This window comes from Novosphingobium lindaniclasticum LE124 (assembly GCF_000445125.1).
Taxonomy (GTDB): domain Bacteria; phylum Pseudomonadota; class Alphaproteobacteria; order Sphingomonadales; family Sphingomonadaceae; genus Novosphingobium; species Novosphingobium lindaniclasticum.
The window spans coordinates 1-15,115 of the sequence record NZ_ATHL01000002.1; the positions used below are offsets into that span (position 1 = coordinate 1).

Below are 15,115 nucleotides of genomic sequence, written 5' to 3' on the forward strand. Positions count from 1 at the left end.
CCCCGCCGCATGGTGCCGCGCCTCTGGGGCGTGCCGCCGCCGCCCGCCGCCTTCGAGCAGCGCCGCCATGGCATCCTGACCGTGCGCAATCTCGAAAGCCCGTTCTGGATCGGCAACTTGCGCAACAGCGAGTTCCGCTGCCTGGTGCCCGCGACGGCCTTCATGGAATGGGGCAAGGTGGACCCGCGCGACGGCAAGCGCCGCCAGTGCTGGTTCGGGACGGCCGATCACCCGATCTTCGCCATGGCCGCCGTCTGGAAGGATAGCGAAGTGCCCAGCTTCGCCCTGCTCGCCTGCGAGGCCAATGCAGCCCTGCGCGCGGAAGGGCGCGACACGATGCCGGTGATCCTGCCGCCCGAGGCCCAGGATAGATGGCTTCGCGGCGACTGGAAGCGAGCGGCGGAACTGGTCGTGCCCTACTCCTCCTCGCTCATGACGCTGCGGGTGAGCGGCCCGATGACGGACGGCGCGGCGGGCGGCGCGGCCAGCACGTAGAGAAAACCCGGACCGTCACGAGGACGGCCCGGGTCTGCTCCCTGCGAAGAGACCGCGTTTTACTTGAAGCGAACACCCACGCCGCCCATCACGCGCTGGCGCGACGAGTTGCCGTGGTAGTTCGAATAAACGTACTGGGCGTTGACGTAGACCGGCAGCGAGCCCTGGGTCAGCGTGTACTCGACGCCGCCGCCGACCTGGTAGCCGTCGGCACGGTAGTGGTCGTAAACGAGGGTCGCACCGGTCGGGCCGCTGATGCGGCGGCGCTGCTCGCCGTTGACATAGCCGCCCTTGGCGAAGACCAGCAGCTGCGGGGTGGCGAGATAGCCGGCGCGCACCGCGGCGCCCCATTCCTCGAAGGCCTTGTGGTCGATGCTGGTGCCGCCGCCGAGGTCGGTGGAGTTCTCGTTGCCGTTACCGGGGCGCCAGTAGCTGCCTTCCGCACCGATCACGAAGCGCTCACCCAGCGTGCCGTCGAAGCCGATGGTGCCGCCGTAGCCGAACTTGTCGTTGTGATTGCCTTCCGACTGGAAGCGGTCGCCACCGAAGTTGCCTTCGACGCGGATGCCGCGGAAGCTGGTGCCGTTCGAAGCGATTTCAGGAGCTCCATCGTCCTGCGCCATGGCCGGCTGCGCCGCGATGCCGGCGGTGAAACCTGCCAGGGCCAGGGCTGCGAGCGTGGTGGCTTTGATCGTCATAGTACGTCCTCATTTGGGTCGGGTTTGGCAGCACAACCGCTATCCCGGGTTCAAAGTTGCCCATTAAGGATAGGTCGCGGGCGGAACCCGCCCCGATTGTGACGACTACGCAACAGTGCCTAAGGCTCGGATTTGATGGAGGTTCCGGCGGATCGCCTGCATTTCCGGCGCTCTGGAGCAGATCGGCAGCCAAGATCGCTGCCAACAGCCATTCGGCCTGCGAACTTTTTCGACCAGGCTCGGGAACCAATCGGAGTCTTGAGAAGCGGTTGCACATCGAGCCGCGGAAAAAATGTCGTCCTGGACTTGATCCGGGACCGCTGCCGGAGCCGCGCGGACATTCGGCGGGGTGCTGGCGCTGCTCTGCAAAGTCTTGTCAGCGGTCCCGGGTCAAGTCCGCGACGACGCCGGCTGCGCGGCGTGGTGAAGTGCGCACGACCGCCGGTCCAAAAGTCGATGAATTATCCCCGGATCTTCTCTTCCCTCAAAGCCCCTCACCCCCGACCCAATGGGCATCGGCCAGATAGCGCGCAAGGTTCCACACCTGCCGCCGGATATCCGGCACCGCGACGATCTCCCATGCCTCACCTTTGGTCACCGGCCCGACTGCGAAGAGCTGGTCCTGCGGCACGCCTTCCGCATCGCGCACCCGGCCGAGATGATCGACGTCCAGGCCCAGCCGATGCGCATCCGAGCGCACTTTTCCTTGAGCGAGCAAGTCCTTCACCAACGGCGCGCCGCTGCGCATGAGGTCGCCCTCCGGCCCGGTGCAGTTGATCGTGCGCGAGACATCCAGCCGGACGAGGGCATCCTCTCCGCGCGGGCGGTAGTTCACCGAGACGCCGCGCCCGGTCGGTTCCGCATCGACGAGCTTGCCGGCCACGAACTCCAGCCGCCCCTCCGCTTCGATCTCGGCGATGCGTTTTGCCACGTCGGGCGCCAGGCGGTGACGATGGACATCCCAGTAGGGACGCAAGTGCCGCAGGAAACGCCGCTGCGCGGCTTCGTCGTGGCGGCGCCAGAGGTTCTGGGTATGCGGACGCAACTCGTCCACGGCGGCGCGCCAGCCGATTTCCTCGGCCCGAACTCGCACGCGGCGTACAAGCTGCGATCCGCGTTCTTCCGGCGCCGGGACGTAATCGACCGCAGGCCCCGTCCCGGCATGGGCGAGCGGCTTGAGCCCCCTGCGCGATAATGCCGTGATCTTCCCCTTGAAACCTGCCTTGTCGAGCGAGAGCACCATGTCCGCCGCGGTGAGGCCGGTGCCGATCAGCAGGACGTGATCGATTTCGTCGATGTTCTCCAGCGTGCCCGGTTGCCACGGGTCGGTAAAGCGGCGATCCTCGGGGATGGCGGCCAGCACGGGATGCGGCGAGGGCGGAAAGTTTCCAAGCGCCAGAACCAGCGCGCGGGCCTCGATCTCGTCGCCATCGGCCATCTCCACCACGACCCGGCCATCTTCGAAGCGGGTGGAACAAGCCTCGGCATTGACGATCAGGGCATCCCGTCCGGCTTCCGCAAGCGCGCGGATCAGGAGTTCGCGCAAGTAGAGGCCATAAGACAGACGAGGCGCGAATCGGTTCGCCTGCTCGTCGCCACTATGGCCGATCCAGCGCAGGAAGTTGGCCTGGTCATCCGGGAAGGCACTCATGTTGGCGGCACGGACGTTGAGCAGGTGCTCGGGCCAGCGGGTGCCGAAGGCAAGGCCCTTGGCAAGCTGCGCATCCCTGCGTTCGATCAGGACGACGCGCACGCCGTTGCGCAAGAGGTTGATCGCCAGCAGAGTTCCGCTGAACCCTGCGCCCACGATCGCTACGGGAAGCGCGCCGGTTCCATTCTCAGTCTTCAAAGGGCAAGCTCCGTTGCTTGGGCAGTCTGCTCATCTAGCGAGTGCCGAGGGCTATTATCAACTTGTTTGGTTGAGATAATGACGGCGTGCTCAGGAGCTATCCATTTCCGCAGGCGCCGGTCCTTGCGGTGAGACGCAGGTATATCCATCTCACGCGGGAATGTCCGACTCTCCAGAACTTTCCGGTCTTCTCACTGCGATCCGGGACTGCCGCGCGTGCGAGAACTTTCTGCCGCAAGGCCCGCGTCCGGTTGTCCAGGCCGGGCAAGGTGCCCGCGTCCTGATCATCAGCCAGGCGCCCGGCAGCAAGGTCCATGCCAGCGGCCTCCCCTTCGACGACGACAGCGGAGACAGGTTGCGCGCGTGGATGGGCGTCGACAAGTCCCTGTTCTACGATCCCGACCGCATCGCGCTGATGCCTTGCGGCTTCTGTTATCCCGGCAAGAGCAAGGGCGGCGACCTTCCGCCCCGCCGCGAGTGTGCGCCGCTCTGGCATCGCCCACTGCTGGCGGCCTTGCCCGATATCCGGCTCACCCTGCTCGTCGGGCAATATGCGCAAAAGCTGTACTTGCCGCGCGGGTTCGCGCCGAACCTGACGGAGGCCGTGCGCCACTGGCGGGAAGCCCCCGGCGGGCTGGTGCCCCTGCCCCACCCCGCCTGGCGCAGCCGCTTGTGGATGGGCCGCAATCCCTGGTTCGAGGCAGAGGTGTTGCCGGACCTGCGCGAACGGATCCGGCAGGCCCTGCTCGCTTGAGTGACGGTCAGAACGTATAGGCTATTCCCGCACCCACCGTCCATTGGTCGGCACTGCCTCGCAGCGCGGTATAGGGCGTGTTCTTGCCGTCCTTGAGCATGGCGGAATAGTTGACGGCGCCGAACAGCGCGAAGCCGCCATCGCGCAAATCGCCGGAGAGATCGTAACCCACCAGCGCGCCGATACCCAGGCTATCCCAACCGCTCTTCGCGTCGTAGAGCGGAAGGCCCGAGGCAAGGGACTGCTCGGGCGTGACCGAATAGTAGTAGCGGGCGTAGTCGCCGTCGGCATGACGCGCGCGGGCGTTCACGGCCACGATCATCGCCTTGCTGAGCGGCGTCATGTAGGTCACTTGCGGCTGCCAGACCATGCCCCCGTAAGCGCCGTTGACGTCCCATTTCACATCGGCGGAGACCGTGAAGGAATCGTAAGGGTTGAGCACGCGGTTGACCGTCACGCCTGCCGTCGCGCCCACTTCGATTGCCGTGTCCAGCTTGCCCGCCGCGCGCACGACCTCATCCTTGATGCGGCGGCTGCGGTTGAACGACACGCCGAACACCGGACCTGCGGAGAAATCGACTTTCGCACCGCGCGTCGAGGGAATCAGGTTCACGGCCAGGCCGCGCGTGCGGGGATTGATCTCGATGCCCTTGTAGCGCCCCTTCACGAGCGGAATGGGCGATATCCTTTCGTCATTCGAACCCTCGTAGCTGGGTCCGTAGACCGCGCCGACGCCGATCGTCAGATGATCGCGCTCATAGACGTTGTCGGAAGCGGCGGCATCCTGTGCGAAAGCGGAAGGCGCGCACAGGGCGGAAAGACAGGCGCCGAAAATCGCGGCGGAAAGGCAAGGGTTGCGCATGGAATTCCTCATGAGGTTTGCGGCGCAACGCCTGCGCTTCCCGATGGTTTCATCGGCAGCTCAGGAAAATCGATTGAAAAGGCCCGAAAAAACCGGATCTCACGGAGCTTTGGATCAGGTGGCCCGTTCCGGCAGGCTTTGGTTTCCCTCTCCAAGCTGGCGCTGCATGACGAAGACGTCGAGCCACTTTCCGTGCTTCCAGCCGGCGCCATCGAGTGTGCCGACCGGCCGGAAACCGGCGCGGGCATGAAGCACGACCGAGGCCGGTTCGCTCTCTGCGATGACCGCGAAAGCCTGGCGGAAACCGCGCCTTTCGCATTCGTCGAGCAGCGCCGCGAGCAGCCGCCCGCCGATACCTCGCCCGATGCAGTCCGGCGCCACGTAGATGGTCGTCTCCACGCTATAGCGATAACCGACACGCGGACCGTAGCGATGCGCGAAGCCGAAACCGATCACGCGCCCCGGCCCCGAGGCGTGCCCTGTCTCGCGAACGACCAGGAAGGGATAGCCGGCATCGACGATCTCGCCGATGCGGCGTTCGCTTTCGGCACGATCAGGCGGAACGGTCTCGAAAGTCGCGGTACTTTCGAGCACATAGTGTGCATAGATGTCGGCGATGTCCGCGGCATCCTCCAGCGAGGCGTCGCAAACCGTCAGTTCTTCGATCATTGTCATGACAATGCAGCAAAGGTTCCGCCCTGCCAAGTTGCGGCAGAGACAAGCTCCCCTTAAACGGTATGGTGATGGCCACTTTTTCCTCCGACATGGCAATTCTGGGCGGCGGCCTCGCCGGATCGCTGATCGCTTTGGCCATGACCCGCCATCGGCCCGACGTGCGCGTGCTTCTGGTGGAGCGGGAAACACGCATCGGTGGCGACCATGTCTGGTCGTTCTTCGAGACCGACATCGCGCCGGCCCATCGAGCCATGGTAGAACCGCTGATCGCCCGGCGCTGGAGCGGCTACGACGTTCACTTCCCCGGTTTTTCCCGCATGCTGACGACACCTTACGCCAGCGTCACCAGCCAGCGGCTGGACATGATGGTCCGTGCCGCCCTGCCCGCCTCCGCCTTGCTGACGGGCACGGACGTGGCGGAAGTTCGCCCCGGCGGCGCGGTACTGGCGGATGGCCGCTCCATCCGTGCGGAGGCGGTGATCGACGCGCGCGGCGCTCGCGGCCTTCCGCACCTGACCGGAGGCTGGCAGAAGTTCCTCGGCCAGATGCTGCGCCTATCCGCGCCGCACGGTTTGGAGCGCCCGGTGGTCATGGACGCCCGCGTCGCCCAGCACGACGGCTACCGCTTCGTCTACTGCCTGCCGTTCTCGGAGCGCGAGATCTTCGTCGAAGACACCTACTATTCAAGCGATCACGCGCTCGACAAGGCCGCCCTGCGGCAGCGCGTGGGGGATTACGCAGCCCTCATGGGTTGGCATGTCGATTCCGTCACGTATGAGGAGACCGGCGTGCTGCCGGTGATCGCGGGCGGCGACTTCGAGAAATTCTGGAACTCCGCGCCGCACCCCGGCGTTGCCCGTGCCGGAACGCGGGCCGCGCTCGTCAACCCCATGACATCCTATTCCTTTCCCGATGCTGTAAGATTCGCCATGCACCTCACCACTCTCGACAACCTCTCCGGCGTCGGCCTAGGAAGGACCAGTCATGCATGGGCCGCAGATCACTGGCGCGGGGGGCGCTTCTATAGAATGTTGACGCGCATGCTGTTCGGCGCCGCCAGGCCCGAGGAACGCCGCACCGTGATGGAGCGGTTCTATACCCTGCCCGAAGGGCTGATCGAGCGCTTCTACGCGGGCAGTCCCGGCCTCGGGGACATGGCCCGCGTGCTGTCCGGCAAGCCGCCGGTTCCAGTCGGTGCCGCTCTCGCCAGCCTTGCTGGGCGCGGCTATCCGCTGGCCGATCTGGGCCTGAAAGGCGACCTGACATGAAGAAGGCCTGCGTCATCGGAGCCGGTTTCGGCGGCCTTTCCCTCGCCATCCGCCTGCAGAGCGCCGGGATCGAGACGACCCTGATCGAGGCGCGCGACAAAGTGGGCGGCCGCGCCTACGTCTGGGAGCGCGAAGGCTTCACTTTCGACGGCGGTCCCACCGTCATCACCGATCCCGACTGTCTGCGCGAACTCTGGGCCCTGTCCTCGCGGGACATCGCGGACGACGTGGACCTGATGCCGGTCACCCCATTCTACCGGCTCAACTGGACCGACGGCGTCACCTTCGACTACTCGAACGACGAAGCGGCCCTGCGGCGCGAGATCGACCGGGTCGCGCCCAGGGACGCCGCCGGCTACGACGAATTCGTGCGCTATGCCGCCGGGGTCTACCAGGAAGGCTACGTCAAGCTGGGGCACGAGGCGTTCCTCGATTTCTCCAGCATGGTGAAGGCCGCTCCCGCGCTGGCCCGCTACCAGGCCTGGCGCTCGGTCTACTCGATGGTCAGCCATTTCGTGAAGGACGAGCATCTGCGCCAGGCGCTCTCGTTCCACACCCTGCTGGTCGGCGGCAATCCGATGACCACCAGCGCGATCTACGCCCTGATCCACAAGCTGGAGAAGGACGGCGGCGTCTGGTGGGCGCGGGGCGGCACCAACAAGCTGGCGCAGGGCATGGCCAGTCTGTTCCAGCGGCTCGGCGGGCAGTTGCGCCTGGGCGAGAAGGTCGTGCAGATCCACACGCTCGGCGACCAGGTTACCGAAGTGGAAACCGAAAGCGGCTGGAAACAGCGCTTCGACGCCGTCGCCAGCAACGGCGACCTGATGCACACCTACCGAGACCTGCTTGCGGGCACCCAGCGCGGCGAGGACATGGCGCGCAAGCTCAAGAAAAAGCGCTTCTCGCCCAGTCTTTTCGTCGTGCATTTCGGTGTCGAGGGCGCCTGGCCCGGCATCCCGCACCACACGATCCTGTTCGGTCCGCGTTACCAGGGCCTGCTCGACGACATCTTCGAGCACGGCGTCCTCCCCCGCGACTTCTCGATCTACCTCCATCACCCGACCGTCACCGATCCCTCCATGGCGCCGGCCGGCAAGAGCACCTTCTATGCCCTCGTTCCGGTCGCCAACATGGGCAAGCTGCCGATCGACTGGGACGAAGTGGGCCCGATCCTGGAACAGCGCGTGCTCGCCGAAGTCGGCCGCCGCCTGATCCCGGATCTCGAGGACCGCATCGTCACCAAGTTCCACTACGCCCCGCCGAACTTCGAAAGCGATCTGGGCGCCTACCACGGCAATGGTTTCAGCCTTGAGCCGCTGCTGACGCAAAGCGCCTATTTCCGTGGCCACAACCGCGACGACAAGCTCAGGAACTTCTACCTCGTCGGTGCCGGATGCCATCCCGGCGCGGGGATCCCCGGCGTCGTGGGATCGGCCAAGGCCACCGCCAAGCTGATGCTGGAAAGCCTGAAGTGACCCTTGCCGAGCCGGCGCGGGCGCTACAGGCGCTCAATTCCGCCTGGCGCTGGACCGGTGTGGAATTCGCGGAAATCGTCGCGCAGAGCCTGATGGGCCACTTGCTCACGGTCGACCGGGCCGGCACGTACCACTACCTCGACCCCGATCTGCTGACGCTCTGCCCGCTGGGAGACGAGGCAGCGGCGCAGCTTCATATGGCGCAGAGCGAAACCCAGCGCGTCTGGCGCGCCGATGCCCTTGTCGATGCCGCGACGGAGCGGCTGGGCTTCACGGCCTTGGGGGAAGTCTATAGCCGGACGCTTCCCGCGCTGCTGGCGGGCGACTATGGCCACGAACACCTGATCAGGATCTCCCTGGTCGAGCTGATCTACCTGACCGGCGACCTCGCCCGTCAGACTCGCGATCTGCCGGAAGGCGCGCGGGTGCAACTGAAGGTTACCAAGTGATGAAACGCCTCGCCGTCTACTGCGGCTCCGCCACGCCTGCAGATCCCCGCTACGTCCAGCTTGCCCGCGACGTGGGCTCCGCCCTCGCCGCCCGCGGCATCGGCGTCGTCTATGGCGGAGGTCGTCTCGGCCTGATGGGCGCCGTGGCTGCCGGCGCTCTGGAACAGGGCGGCGAAGTGATCGGGGTGATCCCGGAGGCCCTGACAGGCTCGAACGGCAAGGGCGGAGAAGTGGCGAACCACGACTGCACCGAGCTTTACATCGTCAAGACCATGCACGAGCGCAAGGCCGAATTCACCCGCCTGTCGGACGGCTTCCTGGTCCTGCCCGGCGGCGTCGGCACCATGGACGAACTTTGGGAAGCGGTAAGCTGGTCGCAGCTCGGCTATCACGACAAGCCGGTGGGCGTGCTCAATTCCTTCGGCTTCTACGACGGCCTGCTCGCCTTCAACCGCCATATGGCCGAAGTCGGCTTCGTGCGCCCGGCGCACCAGGGCATCATCCTGGCTGAGACCGAACTCGATCTCCTGCTCGAACGCATGGAGGCGCACCAGCCGATCGTCCCCATCGTCAGCATGGACCCGAGCACGCTCTGAGGCTGGCCGGTGCCGACTGAAAAGCTCCTCGAAGCGGCCCTGGACGGCACCGTGATCCGCGAAAGACCGCTGGACCGCGCTCAACTCGTCAAGCAGGCGCGGCGGTCGATCCGCAAGGGATCGAAGAGCTTCGCAGCCGCCAGCCGCCTGTTCGACCGCGAGACGCGCGAGCGGGTCTGGCTGCTCTACGCCTGGTGCCGGGCCTGCGACGACATCGCCGACGAGCAGGACCATGGCCACGCCATCGGTCCGGTTCGGCTCGGCACCCGCCTCTCGCCCGAAGACCGGCTGGCGACGATCCGCACCCTGACCGAGCTGGCCATGGCAGGCGAGACCACCGGCACGCCCGCTTTCGACGCGCTTGGACAGCTGATGCGCGAAGTTCCGCTGTCGTCCGCGATGGTGGAGGACGTGATCGCCGGCTTCGCCCTCGATGCCGCCGACTGGCGCCCGCGTTCAGAGGCGGACATGCTGCGGTACTGCTTCCATGTCGCGGGCGCCGTAGGGGTGATGATGGCCGCCGTCATGGGCGTCGCGCCGGAAGACGACGATACTCTCGACCGCGCCTGCGACCTCGGCATCGCTTTCCAGATCGCAAATATCGTGCGCGACGTGTGGGAAGACGATGCCAACGGCCGCTGCTATCTGCCCGTGGAATGGCTGGTCGAAGCCGACATTCCGCCCGGCGAAGTGACGAAGCCGCACTACCGCCATGCCCTGGTGCCGATGGTCGGGCGCGCCTGTGCCCTCGCGCGGGATTACGAGGCCTCGGCACGCGTCGGTGCGACCCGGTTGGCGTTTCGTCAACGCTGGGCCGTGCTTTCGGCCGCCAACATCTATGGCGGCATTGCCCGCGAAGTGGAGCGGCTCGGCGCCCATGCGTGGGATCACCGGGTCAGCTCCAGCCGCAGCGAAAAGCTGGCGCACGTCTGGGCAGCCCTCGGAGAAGCGCGCTCATCCGCCGTGTCCACAAGCGACGCGCCGCGCCCTTCGCTGTCGAGACGAGAATTGCGAGCCATGGCTCAGGCCTGAGCCTGGCTGGCAAAGGCCTACCCTTTCCCAGAAGGAGTCCAGCCATGTCCTCGCCCAGTTCCGATCCGCGGCTGGGCGAAGAATTCGCCCCGAACAATTTGAAAACCACGGTGAATGACGGGAGCCTCACCGGCTACGGCGCGTTTAACACTTTGTAACAATCAAGGAGAACCGCCATGCTCTTCACCATTGCCGCCGTGCTGCTGGTCCTGTGGCTCCTCGGATTCGTGGTGTTCCACGTTTCGAGCGCGCTGATCCACGTCCTGCTGGTGATCGCCATCGTGGTCGGCCTCGTGCAACTCTTCCGCGGCGGCCGAGCGGTCTAGCCAATGATCGGGGGGCCTTCAAGGCTCCCCGACAGCATCAGGCCCGACAGCATCAGGGACGCTTGCCTGCCGCGGGGTGCCCGGCTGGATAGTTGAGCCGACGGAACAGCCTGCCGCGCTCCGAATAGAGCACGAAGATCAGCGCCGTCAGTCCGGCGATCACCATGGAAGCCAGGATCGGTCGCGGCGTGCCGTCGTAGGCCTGGCCGATCAGCGCCCCGAGCACCGAACCCATCACCATCCGCACGAACGACATGATCGACGCCGCCGCACCCGCCGTGCGCGCGAAGGGCTGGATCGCGATCGACTGGAAGTTCGAACCGATGAAGCTCATCATGCACATCGAAAACGTCATCAGCGGGATGAACACCCACAGCGTCTCTCCGTTCAGGGCGAGAACGAAGTGCAGCACCGAGCTCAGGATGTAACCGAACAGTGCCGTCTGCGACACGCGCCGCGCCCCGAAGCGCTGAACGATCCGCGAATTGACGAAATTGGTCGAAGCCATGACCAGCGCCATGCCCCCGAACACCGCCGGGAAAAAGAAGCCCGCGCCGAAATGCTCGGCCACCAATTGCTGCGCGCTGTTGATATAGCCGAACATGGCGCCCTGAACGAAAGCGACGCCGAACAGATAGCCCGCCGCTTCGCGCGTGCGCAACGTGAGGGCCATATTGGTCGCGATCACCCTGGGCCGGATCTCCTGGCGATAGTCGGGGTGCAGCGTCTCCGGCAGACGGAGTGCCGTCCATGCGCAGACGCAGGCACCCAGCACGGCGATCAGGCCGAAAATCCAGCGCCACCCGGCTACCAGCATGACGCCCTGCCCCACCATCGGCGCGATCATCGGCACCACCATGAACGTCATCGAAACCAGCGACTGCATGCTGGCCATGCGATCGCCTTCGAAGCGATCGCGGATGACGGTCATCGGCATGACCATGAGTGCCGAAGTGCACAGGCCCGAAACCGCGCGTGCCGCCAGCATCATCGGGAAGCTGGTCACCAATGCACAGGCCAGCGCGCTCAGAACGTAGGCCACCGTTGCGAACAGCAGCACCGGCCGCCGTCCATAGCGGTCGGCGATGGCGCCGGGAAACAGCGAGCCCAGGCCCGTGCAGATCAGGAACACGCCCACGATCAACTGGCGCTGATTCGGATCGACGACCGAAAGGTCGCTGCTGATCTCGCCCAGGGCGGGCAACATGATGTCGATCGAGAGCGCCTGGAGAGCCTGGAGCGCGGCCATGAGGACGACGAACTCGACCCCTCGCATCGGAAACGGGGTGGGATTCGCGGTGTCGGAAGTCATGCCCCGCGCATGGAGCACTTGGCTGGCACTAGCCAGCATTTTCGCGCCTCGCATGGCGCATTCGCGCCGAACGGCCCTATATCGCCCCGATGGCGGCGCACGAATCCGAATCAGCGAACGACGACGAAGCCGACGGCCTGCGCAAGGTGATCCATGTCGACATGGACGCCTTCTACGCCAGCGTCGAGCAGCGCGACGATCCTTCGCTGCGCGGCAAGCCGGTGGCGGTTGGCGGCTCGTCTCTGCGTGGAGTCGTGGCCGCGGCCAGTTACGAGGCGCGCAAGTTCGGCGTCCGCTCGGCGATGCCCTCCGCCCGCGCCGCGCGGCTTTGCCCGGACCTGATCTTCCGCAAGCCCCGCTTCGAAGTCTACCGCGAAGTCAGCCAGCAGATCCGCGCGATCTTCCACGACTATACGCCGCATGTGGAGCCGCTCTCGCTCGACGAGGCCTATCTCGATGTCACCGCCGATCTCAAGGGTATCGGTTCGGCCACCCGGATCGCCGAGGAAATCCGCCGCCGCATCAAGGCCGAGACCGGCCTTACCGCCAGCGCTGGCGTCTCCTACAACAAGTTCCTCGCCAAACTGGCGAGCGACCAGAACAAGCCGGACGGCCTCTGCGTCATCCGCCCCGGCCAGGGCGCGCAGTTCGTCGCCGGGCTGCCGGTGCGCCGCTTCCACGGAGTGGGCCCGCGCGGCGCCGAGAAGATGGCCCGGCTGGGCATAGAGACCGGCGCCGACCTGCGCGACAGGAACATCGCCTTCCTGCGGGCGCAGTTCGGCAGCTTCGCGGAATACCTCTATCAGGCCGCGCGCGGCGTGGACCTCCGGCAAGTGCGCGCGAACCGGCCCCGCAAGTCGGTCGGCGGAGAGCGGACGTTCTTCGACAATATCCAAGGCACCGAAGCGCTTCGAGAGACTCTCGGCAACATCGTCGATATCGTCTGGGACCGGATCGAGCGTGCCGAAGCTCGCGGCCGCACCGTTACGCTGAAACTGCGCTATGCCGACTTCACCACCCTCACGCGGGCGCGATCGGTCCATCATTTCGTGGCCGACAAGGCGGAGTTTTCGACGCTCGGCCATGCTCTGCTGGAGGAACTGCTGCCACTGCCGCAGCCGATCCGCCTGATGGGACTGACCCTTTCCGCCTTGGAGCGCGGCGAGGAGGAGCGCCGGCCGGCAAAGGACGGTCAGTTGTCGTTGCTTTGAGAAAAGAGCACTCTTCGTGCCGGACTTGATCCGGGCTCCCTGGCCAGACCAAACCCCGCTCGCAAGGAAGCGCCTGAAGCGCTGCCAGCGGTCTTAAATCAAGTCCGGGACGACGGCACGCTGGCGCCGTCATAGTCCGCCACCCATTGCCGCAGTTCGGCCGGGAGTCTGGCGGGCATCGGCTCCGGCAAGGCATCGAGCGCGAAGAACCGCGCCTCGACGATCTCGCGGCCATCGACGCGCGGTTGGTTTTCGGTGCGCCCGGCCACGACATGAACATGATTGCTGGCACCGACGAGATCCTCGGTGGCCACTGTCAGCAAGCGCGGCTCGAAAAGCCGGCAGCCGGTTTCCTCCAGCAGTTCGCGCCGCGCCGCCGATATCGGCTCCTCCCCGCGATTGAGGCCGCCGCCCGGCGGCATCCACTTGTCGGAGCCATAGGAATGCCGCACCAGCAGCACCCGGCGCTCGCCATCCAGGGCCAGCACCCGTACCCCGTCCAGGCTGGGCCGCCACACGCGCCAGACCTGCTTGCGCCCCCAATGGGCGAGCCGGTAAAGCCTGCGGTGCACCGGCGGGGGCAGCAGATGCAGCCCCCGCTCGATCATGGCGCTCAGCAGAAGCACGTGACCTTGTGCCGGGCCGTGCGCAGCAGGCGCGCCACGGGCAGGTCGTGCTCGCCCTTCACGGCTGCCTCGAACACCGCGCGCTTGTCGGCGCCGCGGATCACGAAAAGGATTTCGTCGCTGTCGGTCAGCGCCGGGATGGTGAGGCTGAAGCGATCGAACGGCGCCTCGGGCGGCAGCGGATCGGGCGTGAGGCGGCGGACCGCATGGGGATCGTCCTCTTGCGGATCGGTATTGGGAAACAACGAGGCGATATGCCCGTCCCCGCCCATGCCAAGCCAGGCGATCGCGAAGTGCGGCGGCTGGGCATCCTCGGTCAGCGGCACGATCCGCGCCCCCACCGGTTCCAGCCGGGCGCGGATCTTGCCGACGTTGCTGGCAGGATGGTCCTCTTCGACGATGCGGTCATCGCCCGGCCAGACGGCGATGCGGTGCCAGGGCAGGTCCATCTCCGCCAGCCGGTCGAAGATGGGGAACGGGGTGGAGCCGCCGGGCACGGTCACGGCGATCTCGTCTGGGCTGGTTGCCAGTGCGGCCTTGAGGCGCTCCGCGAACCAGGCGGCAATGGCGCCATCGTCGGCACCTTCGATCATTTCGAGCTTCGGCATTCCCAATACTTAGGCCGGTTTCGCCGATTGCGCGAGAGGCTGCATCGTTGCCGCACCCCGAAAAAAAGGAACGGCGCCGCCTCCGTTTGAAAGCGACGCCCTCCTGCACCGGAACGGAACCCGCAAAGGGACAGCGCCTCCGTTCCCGTGGAAAGTCCCGTCAACCCGTCAGGCGATGATCTCGCGCAGGAACCAGGCGCGCTGTTCGGCCTGGTCGGTCCAGTCGTCGATAATGCCGTCGGTGGCGTTGTCGCCCGCTTCGCCGGCCAGTTCCTTGGTCGCCTTGAGCGCGGCGACATAGGCGGAGTTGTCCTCGAACAGCTCCTTGACCATCGCCTGCGCGTCGAGACGGGTATCGTCCTCGTCCTTGATCGAGGTCTTGGCGGCGATCGAGCCGATCGAGGTCAGGGTGGTGCCGCCCAGCTTGCGCACACGCTCGGCAATGAGGTCGGTGAGGCCGAAGATTTCGGTGGCCTGGGTGTCGAACAGCAAGTGCAGATCGTGGAACTGCGGGCCGCGGACGTGCCAGTGGAAGTTCTTGGTCTTCACGTAGAGCGCGAAGGTATCCGCGAGCAGCCCGTTCAGGCTGTCGATCAGAGCGGCCTTGGAATTGTCCTTGGAAGTCATGACGCTGGTTCCCCTTCTTGCTGTCTGGCGGGTCTGGTCGGTGTCTATGTAGAGGGGTGAACGCGGAAATGAACCCCTGGTTCGCCATCATTTTCCGATCACAGTATCGAAATTTCCCGCAGGAACAGAACCAGCGCCGCAACCACCAGCACGAGGCCGACGCCCCGCCGGGTCCAGCGGGCTGCCGCCCCCTCCAGGAATCGCGGCAAGGCCCAGGCCGCGCTGACCAGGATCGCGGCACCCGCCGCCCCC

General features: G+C 66.0%; 17 protein-coding genes. 9 read left to right on the forward strand and 8 right to left on the reverse strand.

Annotated elements, in window-relative coordinates; translation table 11 throughout:
- On the forward strand, positions 1 to 495 hold a 495-nt coding region (locus L284_RS46740), incomplete at its 5' end, for an SOS response-associated peptidase family protein (RefSeq protein WP_021232099.1).
- A 59-nt stretch (positions 496 to 554) separates the two neighbouring features.
- Here L284_RS46740 and L284_RS25580 read toward each other — a convergent pair.
- Positions 555 to 1,193: an outer membrane protein gene (locus tag L284_RS25580; protein WP_021232100.1), complete on the reverse strand. Its 639-nt coding sequence runs from the start codon at positions 1,191 to 1,193 to the stop codon at positions 555 to 557.
- Between the two features lie 484 nt (positions 1,194 to 1,677).
- Positions 1,678 to 3,042, reverse strand: a complete 1,365-nt coding sequence (locus L284_RS25585; protein WP_021232101.1) for an FAD/NAD(P)-binding protein — start codon at positions 3,040 to 3,042, stop codon at positions 1,678 to 1,680.
- A 160-nt stretch (positions 3,043 to 3,202) separates the two neighbouring features.
- On the opposite strand from L284_RS25585, the gene L284_RS25590 reads away from it, so the two are divergent.
- Positions 3,203 to 3,796, forward strand: a complete 594-nt coding sequence (locus L284_RS25590; RefSeq protein WP_021232102.1) for a uracil-DNA glycosylase family protein — start codon at positions 3,203 to 3,205, stop codon at positions 3,794 to 3,796.
- A gap of 7 nt (positions 3,797 to 3,803) precedes the next feature.
- Here the strand turns inward: L284_RS25590 and L284_RS25595 are convergent, their stop codons facing one another.
- Both L284_RS25595 and L284_RS25600 read right to left on the reverse strand, forming a co-directional pair.
- Positions 3,804 to 4,658 (reverse strand): MipA/OmpV family protein, encoded by an 855-nt coding sequence (locus L284_RS25595; RefSeq protein WP_021232103.1) that lies wholly within the window; start codon positions 4,656 to 4,658, stop codon positions 3,804 to 3,806.
- A 114-nt stretch (positions 4,659 to 4,772) separates the two neighbouring features.
- Positions 4,773 to 5,333, reverse strand: coding sequence for a GNAT family N-acetyltransferase (locus L284_RS25600; protein WP_031341296.1), 561 nt, complete (start codon positions 5,331 to 5,333; stop codon positions 4,773 to 4,775).
- Positions 5,334 to 5,401: 68 nt separating this feature from the next.
- Between L284_RS25600 and crtY the strand changes: the two genes are divergently transcribed.
- The 6 genes from crtY to L284_RS47810 all read left to right on the forward strand — a co-directional run bounded on the left by crtY (position 5,402) and on the right by L284_RS47810 (position 10,479).
- Complete coding sequence (gene crtY, locus L284_RS25605; protein WP_040712098.1) at positions 5,402 to 6,601, forward strand: lycopene beta-cyclase CrtY; 1,200 nt, start codon at positions 5,402 to 5,404, stop codon at positions 6,599 to 6,601.
- Positions 6,598 to 8,076, forward strand: a complete 1,479-nt coding sequence (locus L284_RS25610) for a phytoene desaturase (protein WP_021232106.1) — start codon at positions 6,598 to 6,600, stop codon at positions 8,074 to 8,076. The genes crtY and L284_RS25610 overlap by 4 nt, the downstream gene beginning before the upstream one ends.
- On the forward strand, positions 8,073 to 8,525 hold the full coding sequence (locus tag L284_RS25615) for a hypothetical protein (RefSeq protein ID WP_021232107.1): 453 nt from the start codon (positions 8,073 to 8,075) through the stop codon (positions 8,523 to 8,525). The genes L284_RS25610 and L284_RS25615 overlap by 4 nt, the downstream gene beginning before the upstream one ends.
- Entirely contained in the window at positions 8,525 to 9,121 is a 597-nt protein-coding gene (locus L284_RS25620) for an LOG family protein (RefSeq protein WP_021232108.1), read from the forward strand. The genes L284_RS25615 and L284_RS25620 overlap by 1 nt, the downstream gene beginning before the upstream one ends.
- Before the next feature lie 54 nt (positions 9,122 to 9,175).
- Positions 9,176 to 10,153, forward strand: a complete 978-nt coding sequence (locus L284_RS25625) for a phytoene/squalene synthase family protein (RefSeq protein ID WP_031341298.1) — start codon at positions 9,176 to 9,178, stop codon at positions 10,151 to 10,153.
- Positions 10,154 to 10,329: 176 nt separating this feature from the next.
- Positions 10,330 to 10,479, forward strand: coding sequence for a lmo0937 family membrane protein (locus tag L284_RS47810; protein ID WP_021232111.1), 150 nt, complete (start codon positions 10,330 to 10,332; stop codon positions 10,477 to 10,479).
- A 52-nt stretch (positions 10,480 to 10,531) separates the two neighbouring features.
- Here L284_RS47810 and L284_RS25630 read toward each other — a convergent pair whose 3' ends face one another.
- Positions 10,532 to 11,791: a multidrug effflux MFS transporter gene (locus L284_RS25630; RefSeq protein ID WP_021232112.1), complete on the reverse strand. Its 1,260-nt coding sequence runs from the start codon at positions 11,789 to 11,791 to the stop codon at positions 10,532 to 10,534.
- A gap of 89 nt (positions 11,792 to 11,880) precedes the next feature.
- Here L284_RS25630 and dinB point away from each other — a divergent pair, with 89 nt between their 5' ends.
- The gene (dinB, locus tag L284_RS25635; protein WP_021232113.1) at positions 11,881 to 13,002 is read left to right on the forward strand and encodes a DNA polymerase IV; all 1,122 of its coding nucleotides are present in this window, start codon (positions 11,881 to 11,883) and stop codon (positions 13,000 to 13,002) included.
- Between the two features lie 98 nt (positions 13,003 to 13,100).
- On the opposite strand, the gene L284_RS25640 is transcribed toward dinB, so the two are convergent.
- The 3 genes from L284_RS25640 to L284_RS25650 form a co-directional block, all read right to left on the reverse strand.
- Positions 13,101 to 13,628, reverse strand: coding sequence for an NUDIX domain-containing protein (locus L284_RS25640; RefSeq protein ID WP_021232114.1), 528 nt, complete (start codon positions 13,626 to 13,628; stop codon positions 13,101 to 13,103).
- Positions 13,616 to 14,236, reverse strand: a complete 621-nt coding sequence (locus tag L284_RS25645) for a 6-phosphogluconolactonase (RefSeq protein WP_021232115.1) — start codon at positions 14,234 to 14,236, stop codon at positions 13,616 to 13,618. The genes L284_RS25640 and L284_RS25645 overlap by 13 nt, the downstream gene beginning before the upstream one ends.
- A gap of 168 nt (positions 14,237 to 14,404) precedes the next feature.
- The gene (locus L284_RS25650; protein ID WP_021232116.1) at positions 14,405 to 14,863 is read right to left on the reverse strand and encodes a Dps family protein; all 459 of its coding nucleotides are present in this window, start codon (positions 14,861 to 14,863) and stop codon (positions 14,405 to 14,407) included.
- Positions 14,864 to 15,115 lie beyond the last annotated feature (252 nt).

What these genes read in the sequence shown, in the direction of transcription:
- L284_RS25590 (WP_021232102.1), top strand. Translation starts at nt 3,203, where the DNA reads ATGTCCGACTCTCCAGAACTTTCCGGTCTTCTCACTGCGATCCGGGAC.
- L284_RS25580 (WP_021232100.1), bottom strand. Translation starts at nt 1,193, where the DNA reads ATGACGATCAAAGCCACCACGCTCGCAGCCCTGGCCCTGGCAGGTTTC.
- L284_RS47810 (WP_021232111.1), top strand. Translation starts at nt 10,330, where the DNA reads ATGCTCTTCACCATTGCCGCCGTGCTGCTGGTCCTGTGGCTCCTCGGA.
- L284_RS25600 (WP_031341296.1), bottom strand. Translation starts at nt 5,333, where the DNA reads ATGACAATGATCGAAGAACTGACGGTTTGCGACGCCTCGCTGGAGGAT.
- L284_RS25620 (WP_021232108.1), top strand. Translation starts at nt 8,525, where the DNA reads ATGAAACGCCTCGCCGTCTACTGCGGCTCCGCCACGCCTGCAGATCCC.
- L284_RS25650 (WP_021232116.1), bottom strand. Translation starts at nt 14,863, where the DNA reads ATGACTTCCAAGGACAATTCCAAGGCCGCTCTGATCGACAGCCTGAAC.
- dinB (WP_021232113.1), top strand. Translation starts at nt 11,881, where the DNA reads ATGGCGGCGCACGAATCCGAATCAGCGAACGACGACGAAGCCGACGGC.
- L284_RS25630 (WP_021232112.1), bottom strand. Translation starts at nt 11,791, where the DNA reads ATGACTTCCGACACCGCGAATCCCACCCCGTTTCCGATGCGAGGGGTC.
- crtY (WP_040712098.1), top strand. Translation starts at nt 5,402, where the DNA reads ATGGCCACTTTTTCCTCCGACATGGCAATTCTGGGCGGCGGCCTCGCC.
- L284_RS25595 (WP_021232103.1), bottom strand. Translation starts at nt 4,658, where the DNA reads ATGCGCAACCCTTGCCTTTCCGCCGCGATTTTCGGCGCCTGTCTTTCC.
- L284_RS25610 (WP_021232106.1), top strand. Translation starts at nt 6,598, where the DNA reads ATGAAGAAGGCCTGCGTCATCGGAGCCGGTTTCGGCGGCCTTTCCCTC.
- L284_RS25645 (WP_021232115.1), bottom strand. Translation starts at nt 14,236, where the DNA reads ATGCCGAAGCTCGAAATGATCGAAGGTGCCGACGATGGCGCCATTGCC.